General features: G+C 67.6%; 18 protein-coding genes and 3 pseudogenes. 5 read left to right on the forward strand and 16 right to left on the reverse strand.

The annotated features are described in order from the left end of the window. From G205_RS15410 to G205_RS15430, 5 genes are all read right to left on the reverse strand, one after another. Positions 1-1010: LCP family protein (locus tag G205_RS15410; protein ID WP_235046965.1), on the reverse strand; the 1010-nt coding region annotated here is incomplete at its 3' end. 221 nt (positions 1011-1231) lie between these two features. Beyond that, on the reverse strand, positions 1232-2191 hold the full coding sequence (gene era / locus G205_RS15415; RefSeq protein ID WP_009358796.1) for a GTPase Era: 960 nt from the start codon (positions 2189-2191) through the stop codon (positions 1232-1234). Next, entirely contained in the window at positions 2175-3506 is a 1332-nt protein-coding gene (locus tag G205_RS15420; RefSeq protein WP_009358797.1) for a hemolysin family protein, read from the reverse strand. The genes era and G205_RS15420 overlap by 17 nt, the downstream gene beginning before the upstream one ends. Beyond that, the gene (ybeY, locus tag G205_RS15425) at positions 3503-3976 is read right to left on the reverse strand and encodes an rRNA maturation RNase YbeY (RefSeq protein ID WP_009358798.1); all 474 of its coding nucleotides are present in this window, start codon (positions 3974-3976) and stop codon (positions 3503-3505) included. Before ybeY ends, G205_RS15420 begins: the two co-directional genes overlap by 4 nt. After that, the gene (locus tag G205_RS15430) at positions 3973-5058 is read right to left on the reverse strand and encodes a PhoH family protein (protein WP_009358799.1); all 1086 of its coding nucleotides are present in this window, start codon (positions 5056-5058) and stop codon (positions 3973-3975) included. The genes ybeY and G205_RS15430 overlap by 4 nt, the downstream gene beginning before the upstream one ends. Before the next feature lie 338 nt (positions 5059-5396). On the opposite strand from G205_RS15430, the gene G205_RS15435 reads away from it, so the two are divergent. Continuing rightward, positions 5397-6311, forward strand: a complete 915-nt coding sequence (locus tag G205_RS15435; RefSeq protein WP_035753358.1) for a GerMN domain-containing protein — start codon at positions 5397-5399, stop codon at positions 6309-6311. On the opposite strand, the pseudogene G205_RS15440 reads toward G205_RS15435, so the two are convergent. The 3 genes and pseudogenes from G205_RS15440 to hrcA all read right to left on the reverse strand — a co-directional run bounded on the left by G205_RS15440 (position 6298) and on the right by hrcA (position 9303). Next, a pseudogene (locus G205_RS15440) lies at positions 6298-7079 on the reverse strand (16S rRNA (uracil(1498)-N(3))-methyltransferase). The gene G205_RS15435 and the pseudogene G205_RS15440 overlap by 14 nt on opposite strands. Before the next feature lie 2 nt (positions 7080-7081). Further along, positions 7082-8209 (reverse strand): molecular chaperone DnaJ, encoded by a 1128-nt coding sequence (dnaJ, locus tag G205_RS15445; protein ID WP_009358802.1) that lies wholly within the window; start codon positions 8207-8209, stop codon positions 7082-7084. An 81-nt stretch (positions 8210-8290) separates the two neighbouring features. Beyond that, positions 8291-9303, reverse strand: a pseudogene (gene hrcA, locus G205_RS15450) (heat-inducible transcriptional repressor HrcA). Positions 9304-9493: 190 nt separating this feature from the next. Between hrcA and G205_RS15455 the strand changes: the two are divergent. After that, positions 9494-10341: pseudogene (locus G205_RS15455) on the forward strand (DUF3097 domain-containing protein). A gap of 122 nt (positions 10342-10463) precedes the next feature. Continuing rightward, the gene (locus G205_RS15460; RefSeq protein ID WP_009358804.1) at positions 10464-10883 is read left to right on the forward strand and encodes a DUF4870 domain-containing protein; all 420 of its coding nucleotides are present in this window, start codon (positions 10464-10466) and stop codon (positions 10881-10883) included. A 108-nt stretch (positions 10884-10991) separates the two neighbouring features. Here G205_RS15460 and hemW read toward each other — a convergent pair whose 3' ends face one another. Further along, positions 10992-12221 (reverse strand): radical SAM family heme chaperone HemW, encoded by a 1230-nt coding sequence (gene hemW / locus G205_RS15465; RefSeq protein ID WP_009358805.1) that lies wholly within the window; start codon positions 12219-12221, stop codon positions 10992-10994. A gap of 36 nt (positions 12222-12257) precedes the next feature. After that, positions 12258-14111, reverse strand: a complete 1854-nt coding sequence (gene lepA, locus G205_RS15470) for a translation elongation factor 4 (protein WP_009358806.1) — start codon at positions 14109-14111, stop codon at positions 12258-12260. A gap of 176 nt (positions 14112-14287) precedes the next feature. On the opposite strand from lepA, the gene G205_RS15475 reads away from it, so the two are divergent. Continuing rightward, the gene (locus G205_RS15475; RefSeq protein WP_009358807.1) at positions 14288-14827 is read left to right on the forward strand and encodes a type II toxin-antitoxin system PemK/MazF family toxin; all 540 of its coding nucleotides are present in this window, start codon (positions 14288-14290) and stop codon (positions 14825-14827) included. Positions 14828-14995: 168 nt separating this feature from the next. Then, positions 14996-15256, forward strand: coding sequence for a 30S ribosomal protein S20 (gene rpsT / locus G205_RS15480; RefSeq protein ID WP_009358808.1), 261 nt, complete (start codon positions 14996-14998; stop codon positions 15254-15256). An 84-nt stretch (positions 15257-15340) separates the two neighbouring features. On the opposite strand, the gene holA is transcribed toward rpsT, so the two are convergent. The 6 genes from holA to leuS form a co-directional block, all read right to left on the reverse strand. Further along, complete coding sequence (gene holA / locus G205_RS15485) at positions 15341-16234, reverse strand: DNA polymerase III subunit delta (RefSeq protein ID WP_235046960.1); 894 nt, start codon at positions 16232-16234, stop codon at positions 15341-15343. Continuing rightward, a complete protein-coding gene (locus G205_RS23025; RefSeq protein ID WP_235046962.1) occupies positions 16141-17265 on the reverse strand; it encodes a ComEC/Rec2 family competence protein in 1125 nt (374 codons plus the stop codon). The genes holA and G205_RS23025 overlap by 94 nt, the downstream gene beginning before the upstream one ends. A gap of 11 nt (positions 17266-17276) precedes the next feature. Then, complete coding sequence (locus G205_RS23030) at positions 17277-18110, reverse strand: hypothetical protein (protein ID WP_235046963.1); 834 nt, start codon at positions 18108-18110, stop codon at positions 17277-17279. A gap of 170 nt (positions 18111-18280) precedes the next feature. Next, positions 18281-19165 carry a ComEA family DNA-binding protein gene (locus G205_RS15495; protein ID WP_009358810.1) on the reverse strand — a complete coding sequence of 295 codons (885 nt, stop codon included), beginning with the start codon at positions 19163-19165 and terminating at the stop codon, positions 18281-18283. A 49-nt stretch (positions 19166-19214) separates the two neighbouring features. Further along, complete coding sequence (locus G205_RS15500; protein ID WP_009358811.1) at positions 19215-20207, reverse strand: DegV family protein; 993 nt, start codon at positions 20205-20207, stop codon at positions 19215-19217. Between the two features lie 59 nt (positions 20208-20266). Beyond that, entirely contained in the window at positions 20267-22789 is a 2523-nt protein-coding gene (gene leuS / locus G205_RS15505; RefSeq protein WP_009358812.1) for a leucine--tRNA ligase, read from the reverse strand. Positions 22790-22903 lie beyond the last annotated feature (114 nt).

A 22903-nucleotide genomic window follows, 5' to 3' on the forward strand; every position in this document is an offset into this window, starting at 1 on the left:
GCGGGGGTGGCGGGCGCGGTGGGATCGGTCAGGTCAACGTCCTGCCGGAGGGCCGCGAAGAGCTGGGAGCCGGCAGGCTCGGCGATCTGGAGCCTGTTCGGGTCAACGTCCGCCGGGGTGGTGGGGACGGCGACGAACGCCACCTTGCTGATATCGATGTCCTTAAGCCGGTTGCCGATGGTCAGCAGGGTGGGAACGGAGGCCAGCCCTTCATCCACCGTCAGGTTCTGGGTGACGACGTCGGCGATCTTCAGCATCTTGCCTGGATCGGACAGGGTGCCGTCGTCCTTGATCTTGCGGGTCAGCGACGAGAGGAATCCCTGTTGCGCCTTGATCCGGCCCAGGTCGCCGCCGTCGGCGAAGGCATGCCGGGTCCGCAGGAAGGCGAGTGCCTGCTCGCCCTGGACCATCGAGGTGCCGGCAGGCAGCCGCAGCCGTGAATCGGGGTCGTACACGGCGTCGCTGATGCAGACTTCCACGCCGCCCACAGCGTTGGACAATTCCTTCACGGCGTTGAAGTCGGCCATCATGAAGTGGTCCACTTCCAGGCCGGTGATCCTGTTGACCGTGTCCACGGCACAGCCGATGCCGGCTTCCGCCATGGCCTCGTTGATCATGATGCCGCTGCGGGCAGGGTACTCCTGGCCGGTCTTCTCGTCCTTGCACTGGGGAATGTCCACCAGCAGGTCGCGGGGGAAACTGATGACGCTCACGCGTTTGTTGTCCTCGGAGATGTCCATCAGCATCATGACGTCCGACTTGCCATAGCCCTTGGAGTCGTCGGCCGTGCCGTACTCGGCGTTTTTGCCGTCGCGCGTGTCCGAGCCCAGGATGAGGATCTGCATCCTGCCCGTCGCGTCGCTGACCGTCTCGCTGTTGCCTCCGCCGGCATTCAATGGAGCCTTGGAAATATTGTTCTGCAGGCGCAGGTACCAGAACCCGGCGAAAGCCAGGCCGCCAATAATGGCCAGGGACAGGACGCCCGTGACGATCTTGAGCCAGACGGGCATGCCGCGGAAGGGGCCCAGATGCCGCGCGGTCCCCAGGGCGCTGTCGTGCGCGTGCCGGGATACCGGCCCTGTTCCGGCTGGCACATCAGCTTCGTTGTCGCGTATATCGCGGCCTCGAACCACGTGGTGAACCTTCCTCTAAAATCAAAATCCGGTCCATTTTAGTGGTCCAGTCTGGGAGAATGCCGGGGCGCCCGCCCGGCAACGGCCGCACAGGCGGATCAGAATCCGAGTTTGACCAGCTGCTTCGGGTCGCGCTGCCAGTCCTTGGCCACCTTGACGTGCAGGTCAAGGTAGATTCGCGTGCCGAGCAGGGCCTCGATGCCCTTGCGCGCATTGGTGCCCACCTCGCGAAGCCTGCTGCCGCCCTTGCCGATGATGATGGCCTTCTGGGAAGGGCGCTCCACATACAGGTTGACCCGCACATCCAGGAGCGGGTTGTCGTCAGGCCGGTCCTCCCGCGGGACGATCTCTTCGACCACCACGGCCAGGGAGTGCGGCAACTCGTCCCGCACGCCCTCGAGCGCGGCCTCCCGGATGAGTTCCGCCACCATCACCGCTTCCGGTTCGTCCGTGAGCTCGCCATCGGGATACAGCGGGGGCGACGGCGGCATGTGGCTGATCAGGACATCGGCAACCGTATCCACCTGGAAACCGTCCGTGGCGGAGACCGGCACGATGTCCTTCCAGCCCTCCTCCCCCAGGACTTCCCGGCCCAGCTCCGCAACCGCGAGGAGCTGCTCGGTCAGTGCTTGTCGGTCCACCAGGTCCGCCTTGGTGACGATGGCGATGACGGGCTTGCGGCCCACCGCCGCGAGCTGGGCGGCGATGAATTTGTCGCCTGGCCCGATCTTTTCGTTGGCGGGCAGGCAGAATCCGATGGCGTCAACCTCTGCGAGGGTGTCCGCCACGAGGTCGTTCAGGCGCTTTCCGAGGAGGGTACGCGGGCGGTGCAGGCCCGGGGTGTCCACCAGGATCAGCTGGGCGTCGTCCCGGTGGACGATGCCGCGGATGGTGTGCCGGGTGGTTTGCGGCTTCGCGGACGTGATGGCCACTTTCTTCCCCACCAGGGCGTTCGTCAGGGTGGACTTGCCGGCATTGGGCCGGCCCACCAGGACTGAGAATCCTGCGTGGAAGCCGCCGAAGTCTTCCGCCGGTGCCGCCTTATTTTTCTTGCTCACGTGGAACTCCCTGCTGGGTTGTGTCCGCCTCTTCGAGGAGGTCTTCAAAGTCAGTGTCTACTCTTGGCACCGGAGCCGCAATGATGTGGCTGACGCGGTTGCGCCGGCCTTCCAGGCGGTCGGCCCGGAGCGAAACGCCGTGGACTTCAACGTGGCTTCCCACGATGGGAACCCGGCCAAGCGCCTTGGCAAGGAGGCCGCCCACAGTGTCCACTTCGTCGTCGTCAAGCTCGATGTCGAAGAGCTCGCCCAGGTCATCGATGCTCATACGTGCGCTGACGCGGTAGGAACCGTCACCAAGCTCAACGGCTTCGGCGCTTTCGGTGTCGTACTCGTCCACGATTTCGCCCACGATTTCCTCGATCAGGTCCTCGAGGGTGACCAGGCCGGCGGTGCCGCCGTATTCGTCGATGACGATGGCGACATGGGTGGATTCTTTCTGCAGTTCACGCAGGAGGTCGCTCACGGGCTTGGATTCGGGGACGTACCGGACCTCGCGGGCCAGCGAATCCACCAGGGGCGGTTCCGCGTCCGGCGCGAGTTCATGGACGGCGGCGGCAACGTCCTTCAGGTAGATGATGCCGAGGATGTGGTCCGTGTCCTCGCCGATAACCGGGATCCTTGAATATCCGGAGCGGAGGAACAGGGACATGGCCTGGTGCAGGCTGGACCCGGATTCGATGCTGACGATGTCCGTCCTGGGGACCATGACGGCACGCACCAGGGTGTCGCCGAAATCGAACACCGATTGGATCATCTCGGCTTCGGTGTCCTCGATCATGTCCGATTCGCTGGCCCGCTCCACCAGTTCACGGAACTCCTGCTCGCTGAAGAAGGCCTCATCGCCGCCGGGCGCGCCGGGAGCAGCCGAGCTGCCCAGGGCCACGAGCCAGCCGGGGATCGGCCCCAGGACCCAGGTCAGGAACCGGATGGTAGGGGCCGTGAACCGGACCACGGCAGCGGAATGCAGCCGTCCCAGCTGGCGGGGCGACACGCCCACGATGACGAATCCGAGCAGCGCCATGATGCCTGTTGCCGCCAGTCCGGCGAGCCAGATGTTGTCCAGCAGGCTGTAGAGCAGGACGGCAACAGCCACCGCGGAGGCCATCTCGAACCAGATCCGCCAGAACCGCAGCGCGCGGATGTGCGCAACCGGCTCGGCAAGGATTCGGCGCATCGCATTGCCCCGGCTCCGAAGGAGCGCTTCTTCCGCATCATGGCGCGGAAGGAAATTGAAGGCGGCCTCGGCCGCCGTCAGCACCGCCGCGACGCCCAGGAAGAGCAGGGCCATCGCGACCAGGAGCAAAGGCGTCACTGGGTGGTCTCGGCGGGTGCTTCTTTGCCGGTGAAGCCGGACAGGAGTTCCCGCTGGAGCCCGAACATTTCGGCTTTCTCCTCGGGTTCCGCATGGTCGTAGCCCAGCAGGTGCAGGATGCCGTGGGTGGTCAGCAGCAGCATCTCATCCTGCAGCTGGTGGCCTGCGTTCCGGGCCTGCACTTTTGCCACCTGCGGGCAAATGGCGATGTCACCCAGCATGCCCTGCGGCGTGGGCCGGTCAGGTGTTCCGGGGGTGAGTTCATCCATGGGCACGGACAGGACGTCGGTGGAACCGGGCTCGTCCATCAGCTCGAGATGCAGTTTTTCCATCGCGGGCTCATCCACCAGCAGGATGGACAGTTCCGCCTGCGGGTGGATGTAGAGCTGTTCAAAGATGTACCGGGACAGTGCAACGAGTTCGGCTTCGTCCACCTGGACCCCGGACTCGTTGTTCACCTCGATGCTCAAGCGTGTTCCCCCCGTTTTTCTCTTGCGGCTGTGTGTTTGGCCCTCGCCCGCTGGGAGTCGTCCCAGAGGCTGTAGGCATTGACGATATCTCCCACGAGGCGGTGGCGGACGACGTCGGCGGCGTCCAGGACGGAGAAATTGACGCCTTCGATGCCCTGCAGGATCTCCTCCACGATGCGCAGCCCGGACCGCGTGCCGAACGGAAGGTCAACCTGGGTGATGTCACCGGTGACCACCATCTTGGATCCGAAGCCCAGCCGGGTCAGGAACATCTTCATCTGTTCCGGTGTGGTGTTCTGCGCCTCGTCGAGGATGATGAAGGCGTCGTTGAGGGTGCGCCCGCGCATGTAGGCGAGGGGCGCCACTTCGATGGTTCCGGCCGCCATGAGCCGCGGGATGGATTCGGGGTCCATCATGTCGTGCAGGGCGTCATAGAGCGGCCGCAGGTACGGATCGATTTTGTCGCTGAGGGTGCCGGGCAGGAAGCCGAGGCGCTCCCCGGCTTCCACTGCCGGACGGGTCAGGATGATGCGGTTGACCTCTTTTTGCTGCAGCGCCTGGACCGCCTTGGCCATGGCCAGGTAGGTCTTGCCCGTGCCGGCGGGCCCGATGCCGAAGATCACAGTGTTGTCGTCTATGGCGTCAACGTAGTTCTTCTGGTTCAGGGTTTTCGGGCGGATTGTCCGGCCCCGGCTGGAGAGGATGTCGTGGGTCAGCACGTCCACGGGGGTCTGCAGCGACTGGGTGCGCAGCAGGGCCACCAGCTGCTGCAGAACCGTGGGGCTGATGACGGTTCCGCGTGCCACGAGTCCGCGGACCTCGTGGAGCAACCGCATGATCCGTGGCACGTCGTGGGTGGGTCCGCTGATGGAGAGCTCGTTGCCGCGGACGTGGAAGTTAACGTCCGGGAACTGCTCCTCGATGTACCGCAGCGCCTCATCGTGGCTGCCGAGCGACTGGACCATCTGATCGGAGTTGTCGAAAAGGACCACCTCGGTCCGGATGCCTGGCAGCGAATGGGGGAACTCCCCGTTGCTGCCCTCTCCGGCGGACCGGCGCTTTCCGTTCGCTGATTCAGTCATAGTGATGGCCCGCTGGCCTGTGGTCCCCTCGAGGTCGGTTCAGAATGTCTTTCCATATTACGCCAGCAGCCGCCGGCGCCGGATATGGGAAGCCGCTGCCCGAAGGGAACGATGACCGCATTCCGTCATTAGGTATCAACTTCATATCGGCCTCATATCGTTCCCGTTGCAGTTCGGCCGGCGGGCGGGCCGGCGGAGGGAACGCCCGGAGGTGTGTGCCATGCTGGAAATCCAGCTTCAGCTGGAAGCCCAGGCCGCCCGGGGATCGGCCCTCCATGCCAGGAAAGGACAGGACGAACGTGCCGGAAACCGCTGCGCCCCTGAGGGCCGGCCGTGCCATGGGCCGCGTGCGCGGTCTCCTGCTGGCCGGCGTCCTGGCAGCTGTCCCGGCCCTGACAGGCTGCATCGCCGAGGCCGGGCCAGCGCCGACCGGCACGTTGGCCACCAATCCCACCGCCCCCGGCACAGCGCAGGCACCGCCCACGAGTGCGCCGCTGGAAACCACCCAGTCCTCCAACAAGGCGCCGGTCTACTGGATTGGGCGCAGCGGCAGCGACGTTTTCCTGTACCGGGAATTCCGTGATGTCCCGGACCAGGAAAATCCGGTCACGCGCGCCCTGCGCTCCATGATGTCGGACAAGCCATTCGACCCCGACTTTTTCACGCCCTGGCAGAACCCGGACAAGCTCGCCACCTCCATTTCGGGCAAGGACGTCATCACCGTGGACGTCTCCGAGGACGCCTTCAACAGCAACCTCGATGCGGACATGGCGGCCCGGGCCATCCAGCAGCTGGTGTACACGGCAACCGCCGCCGCAGCCAGCTCAGGCCTGATCGATTCCGGGCAGCAGATCCGGGTGCGGATCCTGGTGGACGGGCACACGGACTACATGGCGTTCGACCACATCCAGCTCGGCGCACTCATGACCCGGAGCACGGGCCTGGTGGCGCCCGTCTGGATCATCGATCCGCAGGAAAATGTGGAGGTGCCCGGGGGCAGCGTAAAGATTACCGGGCGAAGCACAACTGCCGGCGGCAAGCTCCGCTGGCAAATCCTGCGGTCCGGAGCCGACGGCAGCACCGAGCCATTCCTCACCGGGGAGACCACGGCCTCGCCGGAACAGGGCCAGGCGGGGGTTTTCACCCTGGCCCTGACCATGCCCGCCGGTGACTACGAGCTGCGGGTGGCGCAGGCCGGAACCGGCGGCGGTCCGGACCAGTTTGAGGACACCAGGGCCTTCAAGGTGCGGTAGCCGCCCAGCGGCCCAGGATGTCGCTGGCCAGCACGACGGCGGCGGGCCCGGCCGTGGACGACCGCAGGACATGGTTCCCCAGCAGCGCCGTCACGGCGCCCTTGTCGCAGAGCCTGGTGACTTCGCGGGGGCTGATGCCGCCCTCGGGTCCGACGATCAGGAGCACCTCGCGGGGTTCCGCACCCCCGCCGCCGGCCTGCCAGCCCTCAAGGACGCTGCGCAGCGGGCGGACGGCGTCCTCGTGCAGGATGACTGCCAGGTCCGCGGCCTCGACGGCTGCGGACAGCCCCGCAGTGTCCACGGCAGGGCGGACCTCAGGCACCCAGGACCGGCGTGCCTGCTTGGCGGCGGCGGTGACCACCGATTGCCATTTGGCGTGGGCTTTCGCTGCCCGGTCACCTTTCCACCGCACGATTGAACGTTCGGACTGCCACGGGACCACGGCGTCGATCCCCAGCTCGGTGGCCGTTTCGATGGCCAGTTCGTCCCGGTCGCCTTGGCCAGGGCCTGGACGAGCACCAGCCGGACGTCCGGCTGCGGTTCGACGGCTACGGACGTGCACTCCACTTCCAGGGCCGCCGGAGCAGCACCGGCGACCCGCCCGGTCATCCTGGTGCCGGCGCCGTCGACGATATCGACCGGCTCACCCGCTTCAAGGCGCTTAACGGCGACGGCGTGCCTGGCCTCGGCCCCTTCCAGGACGAAGAGGCCGCCGGGCGCCATTCCATCGAGGGACCCGGCGGCGGTGAAGAAGACTGGGTTGCTCACCGCTACAGGTTACCGAGGCGGTCCCGAAGCTTGGCGAACATGCCGCCGCTGGCAGCCAGCTTTCCCTCGGTGATCTGCTCGCCCCGGAGCTTGGCCAACTGCCGCAGCAGGTCTTCCTGGGCGGCATCGAGCTTGGCGGGAGTCTCCACCTGCAGGTGCACTTTGAGGTCCCCGCGGCCGTACCCGCGCAGGTGGGTGACGCCCAAGCCGCGCAGGGTGATGATCTCACCGGACTGTGTACCGGGCTTGACGTCGATCTCCTGGGTCCCGTCGAAGGTCTCCAGGTTCACCTCGGTGCCAAGGGCGGCCGCCGTCATGGGAATGTTCAGGGTGGCGTGGAGGTCGTCCCCGTCCCGGACGTAGGTGGGGTCGTTGTTGACCCGGATCTCCACGTAGAGGTCGCCGGAAGGTCCGCCGGCGGGTCCCGCCTCGCCCTGCCCGGACAGCTGGATGCGGGTTCCGGTGGCGACGCCGGCAGGAACCTTGATGGTCAGTGAACGGCGGCTGCGGATGCGGCCCTGGCCGCTGCACTCGTTGCAGGGGTCCTTGATGACGGTGCCGAATCCTTCGCAGCTGCCGCAGGGGGCAGCCGTCATGACCTGGCCGAGGATGGAGCGGACCGCCCGCTGCACCTGGCCGCTGCCGCCGCAGATGTCGCAGCGCTCCGGATGCGAGCCGGGCTGGCAGCAGGAGCCTTCGCAGGTGGGGCAGGTGACGGCCGTGTCCACCTCGAGTTTCTTGTTGACGCCGAAGACGGCGTCGCGGAGGTCGATCCGGACGCTGATAAGGGCGTCCTGCCCGCGGCGCACCCGGGAGGCGGGGCCGGCGGAGCCGCCGGCACCGAAAAAGGTGTCGAAGATGTCCTGGAAGGCGAAGCCCTGGCCGGCGTAGCTGCCGCCGCCGAACCCGTTGTCCGTGCCGTTTTCGTTGCCGGTGGTGTCGTAGACGCGCCGCTTCTGGGGGTCCGAGAGGACTTCGTACGCGTGGGTTACTGCCTTGAAGCGGTCAGCAGCCTCCTCGCCCGGGTTGACGTCCGGGTGCAGGGTGCGGGCCAGCTTGCGGTAGGCCTTCTTGATTTCTTCTCCGGTGGCCTCCGGTGAGACTCCAAGGACGTCGTAGTGGCTGCTCAAAGTTCGTATCTCTTCCTTGTTGTACTGCATGCAGTGGGGTGTCCTTCCGCGGACCGGCTGCCACGGCAGCCGGCACCCCGCTCAGGGCCCCAGGATCCGGGACAGGTAGCGGGCAACAGCCCTGACGGCGGCCATGGTGGTGGGATAGTCCATGCGGGTGGGACCCAGCACGCCTATTTTTGCCGCGCTGTCCGGACCGTAGCCGGTAGCCACCACGGAGGCTTCGGCAAGGCCGTCATAGGGGTTCTCCCGCCCGATGCTGACGGCCACGCCACGGTGGTCCTGCGCCATTTCGCTCAGCAGGCGCAGCATCACCACCTGTTCCTCCAGGGCTTCCAGCACAGGTCCGATGCTGAGCGGGAAATCCACGTTGGACCGGGCAAGGTTGGCGGTGCCTGCCATGACCATGCGCTCCTCGCGGCTGCTGTGTGCCAGGAGTTCCAGCCCGTGGGCCAGTGCCTGGGCGGCCGGCCGCTGTGCCGGGCTGACAGCGGACACGACGCCGGGCAGGGACTGCCCCAGCTGGCCCAGCGGGGTTCCGGCAAGGGAACCGAGGAACTGGGTCCGGAGCGCGGCGAGGGCGTCGTCGCCGAGGTCCTGGCCGACGTCGATGACCCGCTGTTCCACCTTGCCGCTGTTGGCGATCAGGACCACCAGCACTTTCCGCGGTGCCAGCAGGACGAATTCGATGTGCCGGATCAGGGCGCGGCTCAGGTGGGGGTACTGGACCACCGCCACCTGGTTGGTCAGCTGGGACAGCAGGCGGACGGTGCGGTCCAGGACATCATCGAGGTCGTCGGCGCCTTCCAGCAGCGACTGGATGGCGCGCCGTTCAGCCTGGGAAAGGGGCTTCACGGCCGAGATCTGGTCAACGAACAGGCGGTAACCCTTGTCCGTGGGTATCCTGCCTGCACTGGTGTGCGGAGCGGTGATGAGCCTTCGTCTTCAAGCGCTGCCATGTCGTTGCGGATTGTTGCACTGGATACGCCGAGATGATGCCGCTCCACCAGTGCCTTCGAACCAACGGGCTCGCGGGAGTGGACGTAGTCCTCCACGATTGCCCGCAGCACTTCCAGTCTGCGTGGCTCGCTCACACTCCACCTCCATCCAGGGTCGGGGCGGCAGCGCCGCCCCGTGCAACAAACATCAGGGCAAACCGTCAGGGGTTAGCACTCGACATGCCCAAGTGCTAACAGTCTATTATGCCTTGGCCCGTTGTTAGCATTGGTACCGCTCCGGGCGAAATTCCGGCGGCACTGATCTAGCGCTAGGCGGAGTCGATCCATGGATTACCAGAACTGGGGGCCCCGGGAGATGTCCGGCCCCGTCCGCACCCAACTGCCCGAAATCCCCGTTGAACGCGGCATGGTCCTTGAGGACGTCCAGTCCGGGTGGGTCGGTGCCGTGACCCGGGTGGAAAAGTCCGGCGGCATGCACGTGGTGGCGCTGGAGGACCGGCGGGGAAAGTCGCGGACGTTCCGGCTCGGATTCGGTTTCCTCCTGGAGGGCCGGGCCATCCGGCTGATGCCGCCGGCACCACGCGCCGCCGCCGGCGGCGGTGCCGGCAGGACGGCGTCGGGCTCGGTCAAGGTCACCGGCCAGCGGGCCCAGGTGGCCAAAGCCAGCCGGATCTGGGTGGAGGGCAAGCACGACGCCGAACTGGTGGAAAAGGTCTGGGGCGACGACCTCCGGGTGGAGGGCATCGTCGTCGAGCCGCTGCACGGCATTGACGACCTCGCCGGGGCGGTGGCGGATTTCCGGCCCGGCCCGGGACGGCGGCTCGGCGTGCTCGTGGACCACCTGGTGCCGGACTCGAAGGAGTCCCGCATCGCCGACGCGTGATGGCGTCGCCCGGGGCTGCAGGGAATGTGCTGATCGTGGGCCACCCGTACGTGGATGTGTGGCAGGCCATCAGGCCCGCTGTGCTGGGAATCGAGCAGTGGCCGGTAGTGCCCCGCGGCCAGGACTGGAAGACCGGCGTGCTGGCGGCCTTCGGATGGCCGCACGCCACGAAGGAGGACATCGGGCTGGGGTGGCAGAAGCTGCTGGGCGCCGTCCGCAGCTACGCTGACCTTGAGGCGTCGCTGCTGGGCCGGGTTGAGGAAGTGATCGACTTCCTCACGGTGCCCTGATTGGGGAGCCACGTCCCGGATAGCCAGTATTCTTGGTACTGCGGGTCCTGCGGCGCTGTTCGCGGCCGCAGCAAGGCAATACCGGCATTTGGCACTATTTGCACTCTCGAAGGAAACAGACTGTGGCAGAAAACACCCGTGATCACAGGGACAGCCAGGGCGGCGCAGGCCGCTCCGAATATCATGGCGTCCCGGCGAACGCGCTGCCCCTGACGGCAGGCGAGGACCGGCAGTGGGCCACGCTGGCGCACTTCGGCGGGATCCTCGGCTGTGTCCCTGCGCTCCTGATCTTCCTGATCTTCCGCGACCGCGGTCCGTTTACGGCGCAGGAGTCCAAGGAAGCGCTGAACTTCAGCCTGCCGCCTACCATCGCGGCCGTGGTGGCGAACATCCTGGTGTTCATCCCCGTGATCGGCAACATCTTCGCCGTCATCGCCACGCTGATCTGGATTGCCCTGACGTGCTTCTCGGTGGCGGCCGGCATCCACGTGAACAAGGGCCAGCCGCACCGTTACCAGTACAACCTGCGCTGGATCAAGTAGTCCCCACCGGCTCCCAGCACTCGCAAGCTCGCGCCGGGGCCCTCGCCGTCGTGGGCCCACCCACCGGCTCCCAGCACTCGCAAGCGCGCGCCGGGGCCCCGCCGGCTGTCAGTCCGGGAGGATCCGGCGGACCACCGCGTCGGCGAGCAGGCGCCCCTTCAGGGTGAGGACCAGCCTCCCGCGGAATGCCGCGGCCGGGTCCACCAGGCCGTCGGCGATCAGCCCCGCCACCTGATGGCGTCCAACGGCGCTCAGGGTGGCCACTTCAAGGCCCGCCTGGAGGCGCGCCTCCAGCATGATGCGTTCAACAGTCCGGGTTTCCCCGTCCAGGGTTTCCCGCCCGGCAGCCGGTGAGGCTCCCTGGGCAAGGCGTCCGGCGTAGGCGGTGGGATGCTTGACGTTCCACCACCGGACGCCGCCCACGTGGGAGTGCGCACCCGGTCCGATCCCCCACCAGTCGTCCCCCCGCCAGTAGGCGAGGTTGTGGCGGCACGCCTGCTCCGGGGTGCGGGCCCAGTTGCTGACCTCGTACCAGCCCAGCCCGGCCGCAGAGATCAGCTGGTCGGCGAGCTCGTACTTGTCGGCGTGGTCGTCGTCGTCGATACCCGGAACCTCCCCGCGGCGCATCTGCGCGGCGAGCTTGGTGCCGTCCTCCACGATCAGCGCGTAGGCGCTGATGTGGTCGGGCTGGTAGGACAGGGCAGTCTCCAGGGAGTACCGCCAGTCGTCCAGGGACTCGCCCGGCGTGCCGTAGATCAGGTCCAGGCTGACGGCCAGTCCGGCCTCCCGGGCCCACTGCACCACCTGCGGAACCCTGCTCGGGGTATGCGTCCGGTCCAGGACCTTCAGGACGTGAGGAACCGCGGACTGCATGCCAAAGGAAACCCGCGTGAAACCCGCTGCTTTAAGGACAGCGAGGGACTCTGGAGTGACAGAGTCCGGATTGGCTTCGGTTGTAACCTCCGCCCCGTCCTCAATGCCCCACTCGTCGACTGCCGCCCGAAGGATCAGGGCGAGATCGTCTGCGGGAAGAAGGGTGGGCGTCCCGCCGCCGAAGAAAACGGTGCTGAGCTGCCGCGCCGGAACCCCGGATCCGGCGAGCACCCGGGCGGCAAACGCCACCTCGGAAGCGGCCGTGCCGGCATAGGCGTCCTGCGACGCACCGCCGCCGAGCTCGGTGGCGGTGTAGGTGTTGAAGTCGCAGTACCCGCAGCGCACGGCGCAGAAGGGAATGTGGACATACAGCCCGAAGGCACGGTTGCCCGCGCCCTGGGCCGCCTGTGCGGGCAGCAGGCCGTCCGGCGGCGCGGGGTCGCCCAAAGGAAGAACGCTAGGCATCGCTGCGGCCCTGGATGGATGCGGCCACTGTCATCACTACTTCTTGGCCTTGTCCTTGGACTCGTCGGTGGTCAGCGCGGCGATGAAGGCCTCCTGCGGAACCTCCACGCGGCCCACCATCTTCATGCGCTTCTTGCCTTCCTTCTGCTTTTCCAGCAGCTTGCGCTTACGCGAGATGTCACCGCCGTAGCACTTGGCGAGGACGTCCTTGCGGATCGCGCGGATGCTTTCGCGGGCGATGATCCGGGATCCGATGGCCGCCTGGATGGGCACCTCGAACTGCTGCCTCGGAATGAGCTCACGCAGCTTGCCGGTCATCATCACGCCGTACGCATAAGCCTTGTCCTTGTGCGTGATGGCACTGAAGGCGTCCACCTGTTCGCCCTGGAGCAGGATGTCCACCTTGACCAGGTCGGCCACCTGCTCGCCGTCGGCCTTCCAGTCCAGCGACGCGTAGCCGCGGGTCTTGGACTTGAGGATGTCGAAGAAGTCGAAGACGATCTCGGCCAGCGGGATCCAGTACCGCAGTTCCACGCGGTCCTCGGAGAGGTAGTCCATGCCCTTCATCTGACCGCGGCGGCCCTGGCAGAGCTCCATGATTGCCCCGACGAACTCGTTCGGGGCAAGGATGGTGGCAGACACCATGGGCTCCCGGACTTCCCGGATCTTGCCCGCCGGGAACTCGCTGGGGTTGGTGACGGTCAGGACGGACTTGTCCTCAAGGGTCACCTCGTACACCACGTTCGGTGCCGTGGAAATGAGGTCCAGGTTGAATTCACGCTCCAGGCGTTCCCGGACGATCTCGAGGTGCAGCAGGCCAAGGAAGCCCACGCGGAAGCCGAAGCCCAGGGCGGCGGAGGTTTCCGGCTCGTAGACCAGTGCGGCGTCGTTGAGCTTGAGCTTGTCCAGGGCATCGCGGAGCACCGGATAATCGGTTCCGTCCAGCGGGTAGAGGCCGGAGAACACCATGGGCTTGGGATCCGCGTAGCCGCTGAGGGATTCCGACGCCGGTTTGGCCAGGTTGGTGACAGTGTCACCGACCTTGGACTGGCGGACGTCCTTCACCCCGGTGATGAGGTAGCCCACCTCACCGACGCCGAGGCCCTTGGAAGGCGTGGGTTCGGGTGAGCTGACGCCGATCTCCAGGAGTTCGTGCGAGGCCTTGGTGGACATCATCTGGATGCGTTCGCGCGGATGCAGCATGCCGTCCACCACCCGCACGTAGGTGACGACGCCTCGGTAGGTGTCGTAGACGGAGTCGAAGATCATGGCGCGGGCGGGTGCGTTGGCGTCCCCAACGGGCGCCGGGAGGTCGGTGACGATCTTGTCCAGCAGGGCCTCCACGCCCACGCCGGTCTTGCCCGAAACCAGCAGGACGTCCTCCGGATCGCCGCCGATGAGGTTCGCCAGTTCCGCCGCGTACTTCTCCGGCTGCGCCGCCGGAAGGTCGATCTTGTTGAGCACCGGAATGATGGTGAGGTCGTTTTCCATCGCCAGGTACAGGTTGGCGAGGGTCTGCGCCTCGATGCCCTGCGCGGCGTCCACCAGCAGGACGGCGCCTTCGCACGCTGCCAGCGACCGGGACACTTCATAGGTGAAGTCCACGTGGCCGGGGGTGTCGATCATGTTCAGTGCGTAACTGACGCCGTCGACTTCCCAGGGCATGCGGACGGCCTGGGACTTGATGGTGATGCCGCGTTCACGCTCGATGTCCATGCGGTCCAGGTACTGGGCCTTCATGTCGCGTGCCTGCACCACTCCGGTGGACTGCAGCATGCGGTCAGCCAGGGTGGACTTGCCGTGGTCAATGTGCGCGATGATGCAGAAATTCCGAATGATGGCCGGATCTGTCGCGGCGGGCACCGGGGCGGTGCGGGCCATGGGAGACACGCAGGGTCCTTACTGTTGGCATTTCCGCGGCTGCCGCCGGGTGCACCCTTGATAAGGTTCCCGCGGTCCAGCCGCACATCGTCAACTTCAAGTGTCCCACGTCCGGGCGCGTGGCACCGCATCCCGCCGGGGTTTGCAGTCATGTCCGCAGCAGGGCCCGGCGGTAAGGTGGCGGAATGCCTTTCAGTCTCCGTTCCCTGGGGAACGCCGTCCGGAGCGGTCTTCGCCTGCTGCGGGCGTACGGCCCCGCTTCGTCCCGGAATCGGGCGCCGTCCCGTTCCCACGCCCGGGGGCCTGCTGCCCCTGCCGGCACAAGCCGCTACCCGGGGGATTTCCGGGGGCGTTCCACCGTCAGTTATGCGCCCAAGCCCGACGGCGATCCGGACCCCGGCGAGGTGGTGTGGACCTGGGTGCCGTACCAGGAGGACCACTCCCGCGGGAAGGACCGCCCGGTCCTGCTGGTGGGACGCAGCGGACAGTACCTGCTGGGACTGATGCTCACCAGCAGGGACCGGGTGCCCGCAGCATCCGCCTCCTCCGACTATGTTGACCTGGGCATTGGGGGCTGGGACCGCCAGGGAAGGCCCAGCGAGGCCCGGCTGGATCGGGTCCTGCAGATCAGGCCGGCGGACATCCGCCGGGAGGGCGCCGTGCTGGACCGCAAGCGCTTTGACGCCGTGGCCGCAGGGCTCCGCGCGCGACACGGCTGGACGTAGGCCGTGAATGGCCAGCCGGGCGGCTGACCTGCTATTCTTTATAGCTGTGTGTCCGTGCAGGTCGACGGCCACTGATGGTTGGCCGCCATAGGTATCCCCACGCCGCTCAGTCAATGGCCAGCCTGAAAGCCCTCTAGACCATTTCCGCATTAAAAAGAGAGTTCACACGTGGCGAATATCAAGTCCCAGAAGAAGCGCATCCTCACCAACGAGAAGGCACGCCTGCGCAACAACGCAGTCAAGTCCGAGCTGAAGACGGCCATCCGCGCCGTCAACACCGCCGTTGAGTCCACGGACAAGGATGCAGCTACTGCTGCCCTGGTTGTTGCCAGCCGCAAGCTGGACAAGGCTGTCAGCAAGGGTGTTCTGCACAAGAACAACGCAGCAAACCGCAAGTCGGCGATCTCCAAGAAGGTCAACGCACTGTAAGGTTTCCAGTTCCCCGAACTGATGATCGTGGCCGGTACCCTCGGGTACCGGCCACGCGCCTTTAAGTGGAAGTGCGGGTTGGGCTCAGCGGCCCTGGACAGACATTGCGATGATCCGGACCGCATTCTCGACGGCGAACACCGGGTCACGCGAGAGCCCCTTGACCTGCGCGTCCGCCTCCGCCGTGGCCTGGATGGACCGGACCAGCCCCTCCGGAGTCCACCGCCGGACGTCACGCTGCGCCTGCTCCACCAGCCACGGCTGCATGCCCAGTTCGGCGGCGATCTGTGCAGCAGAGCCCGAGGCGCCGGCCACCCGGGCCACCGTGCGCAGTTTGGCTGCCAGGGCCGCAACCAGGGGAACCGGATCGGCCCCCGTGGCAAGGGCATGCCGGAGCGTCGACAGCGCCAGGGGCCCGTTTCCGGCCATTGCAGCGTCGGCCACCTTGAACGCCGTCGCCTCGATCCTGCCGCCGTAGTACCGGTCGACCAGCTCCGACGTCACGGTGGTTCCCGCATCGGAAATCAGCTGGCTGCAGGCAGCGGCCAGTTCGGAAAGGTTGGCGCCAACCGCGTTGACCAGGGCAAGGACCGCGTCCTGCTCGATCCGCCGGCCGGCCGCCTTGAACTCCGCGGACACGAAGGCCATCTTGTCGGCGTCCTTCTTGAGCGGCTGGCAGTCCACCACGGGCCAGCCGCCTTTTTTGATGGCGTCAAGGAGCTTCTTGCCGCGCGCTCCCCCGCCATGCCGCAGGACCAGGACGGCGTCCGGTTCCAGATGGCCCAGGTAGGCCAAGGCGTCGGCCAGGAAAGCCTCATTCATGGATTCGAGGCCTTCGACCTCAATCAGTTTGCTCTCCCCGAACAGCGACGGGCTGACCAGCATCAAAAGGCTTCCGGCCTCGTAGGCGGCGGCGTCGACCCGGCTGACCTCCACATCGGGAGAGGTGGCGCGGACCTGCGATCGGATGTTGTCCATGGCCCGGATGCCCAGGTACTCCTCGGGGCCCGTGATGAGGACAACTGGCGCCGGGGCTGCCTCGCGCCAGGCGGCAGCGTTCGACGCCGCCGGACGGGTTGCTCGTTTTTGCGCAGCGGCCATCGGGGATCCCTTCCGGAATATTTTGTGGAGTATCCCAGCCTGCCATGTCCTGCACCGTGGTCAAAGCCATGCCGGCGATCCCAGGCTGCGCGCCTGCGCTCCGGCAGCGCAAGAAGCGAGACCGTGATCCGGTGTGCCGCGCGGACAAGGCACACAACTGCCCGCGGACGTGCCGCAGCCCATGTTAGAGAGAAGGTGAGGGCCGAGAGCAGGAGCATGGACAGCAGCCCGGGCAGGCCTTCCGGCCAGGGAAGCGAAGCCCCCGGAAGCTGAGAGCTGAACCGGGCGATGCCTGCGACGCCGGCACTGAACGTTCCAGACACGGCGATGAGGAACGTGGCTGGCCAGGGGGCCAGGACAATGAGGGGAACCGCTGCGGTTCCCAGCAGGGTCACCGGCGCCACCAGGGGTGACGCGGCCACGTTCGCCAGGAGTGAGTAGGTCGAAAACTGGGGCTGCAGCAGGACAATGACGGGCCCGCACAGCAGCTGCGCCGACAGCGGAACCGCCACGGCTGCGGCCGCCCACCGGGGAATGGGAGCGGGAGTCCAGTCAATGATCCGTCTGCCCAGAACGATGATTCCCAGCGTCGCCAGGACCGAAAGCAGGAACCCGAAGCTCCCGCCCAGCCCCGGGTCGACGAGCAGGAGCCCCATCACCGCCAGGCAGAGGAAACTCAGTCCGCGTCCCCGACGGCCACCGGCGAGGGCAGCCACTGCCACTGCTCCCATCACGGCCGCCCGCAGGACGCTGGCATCCGGGCCGACGAGCACCACGAACAGTCCCAGCCCGGCCAGGGCCGCCGCGGCCGCGGGTGCACGTGGCATCCGCATCCGCCGGCAGGCAAGCAGCAGCGCGCCCAGGACAAGGCTGCAGTTGGCGCCGGAGACAGCAGTGAGGTGGGTCATGCCAACAGCTTTCATGCGTTCTCCAGCCCTTCGTCCAGGGCGCTGGTGTCCCCGGTGACCATGCCCGGGAGGAGGCCTGCGGCATCGGGGGCCAGGAAAGCGGCGGCGCTGACAAAGCGGCTCCGCAGGTCCTTCGCCGCGCTCTCCAGCCCGGAGCCGCCGTCGGCCGGGCCCGGCGCGGAAGAGGCGGCCAGCGTTCCGGCCTCATACCGTCCGGGATCGGCCGGACGCAGTTTCCCGGTGGCCCGCACCGCCTGTCCCGGGACCAGGGTCCCCCAGGCCCCACCACCCATGACCACCAGCTGCGCCCGGGTGCGCAGCACCACGCCTCCGGTGGCGACTTCCCGGGTCAGGACAGGCACGGACCAGCGTTCAGGCGGACCAGCCAGCCCTGGCCTGCCGAGCGGGCGCGGCGCACCGGCCACCTCCACCAGGGCAACCGCAGTCTTGCCGCCCGCGATGGCTTCGGCGAGCGGGCCGTCAAAACGCTGGCTGGCGGCAACGGAAGAATGGGCTGCAGCGGCGGCGGCGAGCAGGAGGGCAATGGCAGAGGTGGCCCGGAAGCTGCGCCGGCCCTGCGGACGGACGGCGGGTGTCCGGCCGCGGAGACGCGCCAGCAGCAGCGCGCCGAGGGCAGCCAGGCCCAGGCAGAGCACGGCCAGGGCCGCGGGCGTCAACCATAACCCGGCAAGGGAGGCTCCCCAGACCATGGCAGCCGGAAGGGCAAGGCGAAGATCGGTACGACGGCGCGGAGGCCCGGTCCCGCCGTCGCTGCCGGCACTATCGCGTGGTGCAGCGCCGCCCCTCCGCCCGGGCAGGGCAAGCCTGTCCCGGATTGCGTCCATGCGCCCGGAGTATTTGCCGGAGACGGGCGGGTTCCCGCTGTCGTTCCCGTTCGCCCCGCTGGCGCCACTACCGGGGCCGCCACTGACGGCAGCCTCCACGAACCGGCTCCACCGGCTGCCGCGTCCTCCGTCGCTAGGCACCGGGATGCCCGTTCACCAGCCGCGGCACGTCACACCGTCACCAGTGGCAGCAATGCTTCCAGCATCTTGGGGCCCACACCGTCCACCGCGTCCAGCTCCTCCACGCTCCTGAAGGGACCGTGGTCTGCGCGCCAGTCCACAATCCGCTGGGCCAGCACCGGCCCCACCTTGGGCAGGGTGTCAAGCTCCGCCGCCACGGCGGTGTTGAGGTTGACCTTCGCACCGCCGGATCCCGGTGCACCACCTGCGCCGCCCGCGGCACCGGGCGCCCCTGCGGACTCCGATATCGGGGGCGTGGCTTCGCCCTGCCGGGGAACGTGGATTTTTTGTCCGTCCTCGACAACCAGTGCCAGGTTGAGGCGGTTGAGATCGGCGTCGGACGTGCCGCCGCCCGCGGCGCCGATGGCGTCATGGACGCGGCTCCCCGCCGGCAGGGTCACCACGCCGGGCGCGGCCACCGCACCGGCAACATGGACCACCACTGGGCCCGCGGAATTTCCCGGAGGTTCAGTCACCCCGGGCAGGCCGTCCCCGTCCGCCCCGGCGTCGCCGCCGTCTCCGTCCCGGGGTCCGCTCTCCGCCGCCTGGCCGGCGCTGATCCCGGCAAGCGGCAGGATCTGCGGGCGGCCGGACGCGGTCTGCCACCAGAACACCGCGCCGGCGGCAACGGCAAGGACGCCGAGCAGGACTGCAGCCCGAAGCCCCAGCCGCCAGCGCAGGACGGGTGCCAGCCCGGCAGGCCCGCCTTCAACGCCCGCCGTGTCCGGGAGGGGCTCTTCACTCCCCCGGTATTCGAAATCCTGCTCCCCGCCGCCGTCGGCCAGAAGGCCCTTCCGCCCGCCCAGGCTTGCCTGCAGCCGGGACCTGGCATGGCGCGCCGAAGGACCCGCTGCTCCAGCATCCCGGCGTGACATGGCTTCACGCTAGGGACATCCGGGCACCTGGCAACAGGCCCGCGAGGTGCTATGTGGACAGGCTCGGCGCCTTGGGCCCGGGTGCGCCGCCCGCAGCGTCGTGGCCCACGATGACGGCCAGGACACCCAGCCCGGCATGCGCCGCAAGCACCGCCGGAAGTGAACTGATCTGCGCCGGCGGGCACTGCGGAAGGGCCGCTGCCAGCCTGGCCGCGAGGCCCTCGGCTTCGTCCTGGTTTCCGAAATGGTGCACCGCCAGCCGGACGGCCTGCCCGGGCTGGGCCTGCGCCTCGGCGGCGACGAGCTCCTCCAGCCGGGCCACCGCCTTGGCGGCCGACCGCACCTTCTCCAGCGGAACGATCTTGCCGTTCTCCACTGCGAGGATTGGTTTGATGGCCAGCATGGTGCCCAGCAGTGATGCCGCCGGGCCGATCCGGCCGCCGCGCCGGAGCTGCTCGAGGCTCGGGACGTAAAAATAGACCCTGGTCTGCCCGGCCTGGGCCGCCGCGGCGGAGGCAGTACGGACCGCGTCGGCGCCGCCGGCCGCAGCCGCCACAGCGGCCTGGACCGCCATGCCCAGCGCCATTCCCACCGTGCGCGAATCAACCACTTCCACCGGGATCCCCACCCGGGCGGCAGCCAGGCGGGCGGCATCCGCCGTGCCGGAGAGCTCACCGGAGATGTGAATGGAGACGACCTCCTGGTACCCCCGGCGCAGCGCGGCACGGAAGGCCTGCTCGAATTGCCCGGGCGAGGGGCGGGACGTCTTGACCGGCGTCCCCGCGGCCAGGGCCAGCGCGATGGTTTCCAGGATGTCGTCTTCACCCTCGCCGTAAATGTCCGCTCCCACCATGACGGGCATGGGGATCACGGTGAGCAGCCCGTCTGCCTTGAGCCCGTCCGCCCACGGCTGCGGCAGGGCCGCAGCCGAGTCCGTCACCACCGCGGTGCGGACGACGCCGGCTCCGGGCTTGGGCGCGGGGCGGAAACCTGCCAGGCGGGCCCGGAACCAGGGCCAGCCGGTGGCGGAACTGTCGGGCAAGGGGCCTCCTGGTGTCACTGGCCGGCCACCGGAGTTGTCCGGTGGCCGGGTCCGGCCTGCTAGGCCGGGACGATGTTGACCAGTTTAGGTGCCCGGACGATGACCGTGCGGATGCCGCGGCCGTCCATCGCGCGCTGGACGTTCTCGGAGGCCAGGGCCAGCTCGCGGAGTTCGTCCTCGGAAACATCCGGGGAGACTTCCAGCCGGTCCCGCACCTTCCCCTGGACCTGGACGACGGCGGTGACCGTCGCCTGGACCAGGAGCGCGGGGTCGTGGACCGGCCAGCCGGCGTTGGCGACGGATGCGGGGTGGCCCAGCACGTTCCACATGTCTTCGGCAGTGTAGGGCGCAAACAGGCTGAGGATGACGGCAACTGCTTCGGCTGCTTCGCGGACGGCCGGATCGGCGCCGCCTGCACCGGAGTCGATGGCCTTGCGGGTGGCGTTGACCAGTTCCATCAGCTTGGCCACCACGACGTTGAACTTGTTGGCGTCCAGCAGCTCGGCGGCGTCCGCGATGGTGCGGTGCGTGACCGAACGCAGCGCCCGGTCCCCGGTACTGAAGTCGGTGCCGGGAGCGCTGGCGACATCCTGTGCCAGGCGCCAGGCACGGGCCAGGAACTTGGCGGAGCCGGACGGGGACACATCGGCCCAGTCCACGTCGTCCTCGGGCGGGGAGGCGAAGATCATGGTGAGGCGGACGGCGTCCACGCCGTACTTGTCCAGCTGCTCACCCAGGTCCACACCGTTGCCCAGCGACTTGCTCATGGCCTTGCCGCCGTTAAGCACCTGGCCCTGGTTGAGGAGGGCGCTGAACGGTTCGTTGGCCTCTATCATTCCGAGGTCGTTGATGACCTTGGTGAAGAATCGGGCGTACAGCAGGTGCAGGATGGCGTGCTCCACGCCGCCGACGTACTGCCCCACCGGCATCCAGTCGTTGATCTTCTGCGGATCGAACGGGCCCTCGGTGTAGTGCGGCGACACGAACCGCAGGAAGTACCAGGACGAGTCCACGAAGGTGTCCATGGTGTCGGTGTCGCGCTTGGCAGGACCGTGGCAGGACGGGCACTCGACATTGACCCACGCTTCGGCGGCGGCCAGTGGCGAGGTGCCCTTCGGGGCCAGGTCCTCACCACGCAGGTCCGCGGGCAGCGTGACGGGCAGCTGCTCGTCGGGCACGGGCACCTCGCCGCAGGACGGGCAGTGGATGATCGGAATGGGGGTACCCCAGAACCGCTGCCGGCTCAGCAGCCAGTCGCGGAGGCGGAAGTTCACGAACTTCTCGCCCGTGCCCTGACGCTCCAGGATGGCGATGGCGGCGGGGATGGCCTCAGACTTGGGCAGCCCGTCCAGCTCGCCGGAGTTGATCAGGGTGCCCTCGCCGGCGGTGGCGGTGCCGGACACGGCCGGGTCCTCCTCGCCGGTGTCCAGGACCGCGCGTACCGGCAGGTCGAAGGTACGGGCGAAGTCGAGGTCGCGCTGGTCGTGGGCAGGAACGGCCATGATGGCGCCGGTGCCGTAGTCGGCCAGGACGTAGTCGGCGGCCCAGACGGGCAGCTTTTCCCCGTTCAGCGGGTTGATGGCGTACCGGCCGGTGAAGACGCCTGTCTTTTCGCGTTCCGTGGACTGGCGTTCGATCTCCGACAGTGCCTTGACCTGTTCACGGTACTCGTCCAGCGCGGCGGCGTGTTCCTCCGTCACGAGTTCGACGGCGAGCGGTGCATCAGCGGCCACCACGAAGAACGTGGCGCCGTACAGGGTGTCCGGGCGCGTGGTGAAGACAGTGACCTCCTTGGCGGGCTTGCCGCCGTCGGCCTCGATCACGAAGTTGACGTGGGCACCCTCGGACCGGCCGATCCAGTTCTTCTGCATGGCCAGCACCCGTTCGGGCCAGTGGCCGCGGAGCTGTTCCATGTCGTCGAGCAGCCGGTCGGCGTAGTCGGTGATCTTGAAGTACCACTGGTTCAGGGACTTCTTGGTGACAGTGGTGCCGCAGCGCTCGCAGGCTCCGTTGACAACCTGCTCGTTGGCCAGGACGGTCTGGTCCTTGGGGCACCAGTTGACCGGCGAATTCTTCCGGTACGCCAGGCCGCGCTCGTAGAAGCGCTTGAAGAGCCACTGGGTCCAGCGGTAGTACTCGGGATCCGAGGTGTGCAGCCGGCGGGACCAGTCCGCGGAGATGGCATAACGCTTGAAGGACGCGGCCTGGGTGTCGATGTTCGCGTACGTCCACTCGCTGGGGTGGGCGTTCCGCTTGATCGCGGCGTTCTCCGCCGGCAGGCCAAAGGAGTCCCAGCCGATCGGATGCAGCACGTCATAGCCCTGCTGGCGGAGGTAGCGGGCCACGACGTCGCCCATCGCGAACGCTTCGGCGTGGCCCATGTGCAGGTCCCCGGACGGGTACGGGAACATGTCCAGCACGTACCGCCGCTCCCGTGATCCGTCGTCGACAGGGGTGAAGACCTTCAGGTCCTCCCACACCTGCGGCCACTTGGCCTCCATGGCCGTGAAGCTGTACGTGCCCTCCTCGGGTGCTTCCGCTGCCACTGCTGCTCCGGTCTCTGTCTCCGGCTGAACGCCCACTGCTGCCCTCTTCTGTTCTGTACGGCACTTGTGCTGCCATAACGGCCTGATCCTCCCGCAGCGGCCCGGGAAATCCTCCCGGACACACAAAAGCCCCTCGCCATGGAGGGGCTG

Origin of the sequence: Arthrobacter nitrophenolicus (assembly GCF_000332815.1) — a bacterium.
Taxonomy (GTDB): domain Bacteria; phylum Actinomycetota; class Actinomycetes; order Actinomycetales; family Micrococcaceae; genus Arthrobacter; species Arthrobacter nitrophenolicus.

Excerpts from the sequence above, each read along its gene's own strand:
- G205_RS15430 (WP_009358799.1), bottom strand. The coding sequence starts at position 5,058 with ATGACTGAATCAGCGAACGGAAAGCGCCGGTCCGCCGGAGAGGGCAGC.
- G205_RS15435 (WP_035753358.1), top strand. The coding sequence starts at position 5,397 with ATGGGCCGCGTGCGCGGTCTCCTGCTGGCCGGCGTCCTGGCAGCTGTC.
- hemW (WP_009358805.1), bottom strand. The coding sequence starts at position 12,221 with ATGCCTAGCGTTCTTCCTTTGGGCGACCCCGCGCCGCCGGACGGCCTG.
- G205_RS15475 (WP_009358807.1), top strand. The coding sequence starts at position 14,288 with ATGCCTTTCAGTCTCCGTTCCCTGGGGAACGCCGTCCGGAGCGGTCTT.
- holA (WP_235046960.1), bottom strand. The coding sequence starts at position 16,234 with ATGGACAACATCCGATCGCAGGTCCGCGCCACCTCTCCCGATGTGGAG.
- G205_RS23025 (WP_235046962.1), bottom strand. The coding sequence starts at position 17,265 with ATGACCCACCTCACTGCTGTCTCCGGCGCCAACTGCAGCCTTGTCCTG.
- G205_RS23030 (WP_235046963.1), bottom strand. The coding sequence starts at position 18,110 with ATGGACGCAATCCGGGACAGGCTTGCCCTGCCCGGGCGGAGGGGCGGC.
- G205_RS15495 (WP_009358810.1), bottom strand. The coding sequence starts at position 19,165 with ATGTCACGCCGGGATGCTGGAGCAGCGGGTCCTTCGGCGCGCCATGCC.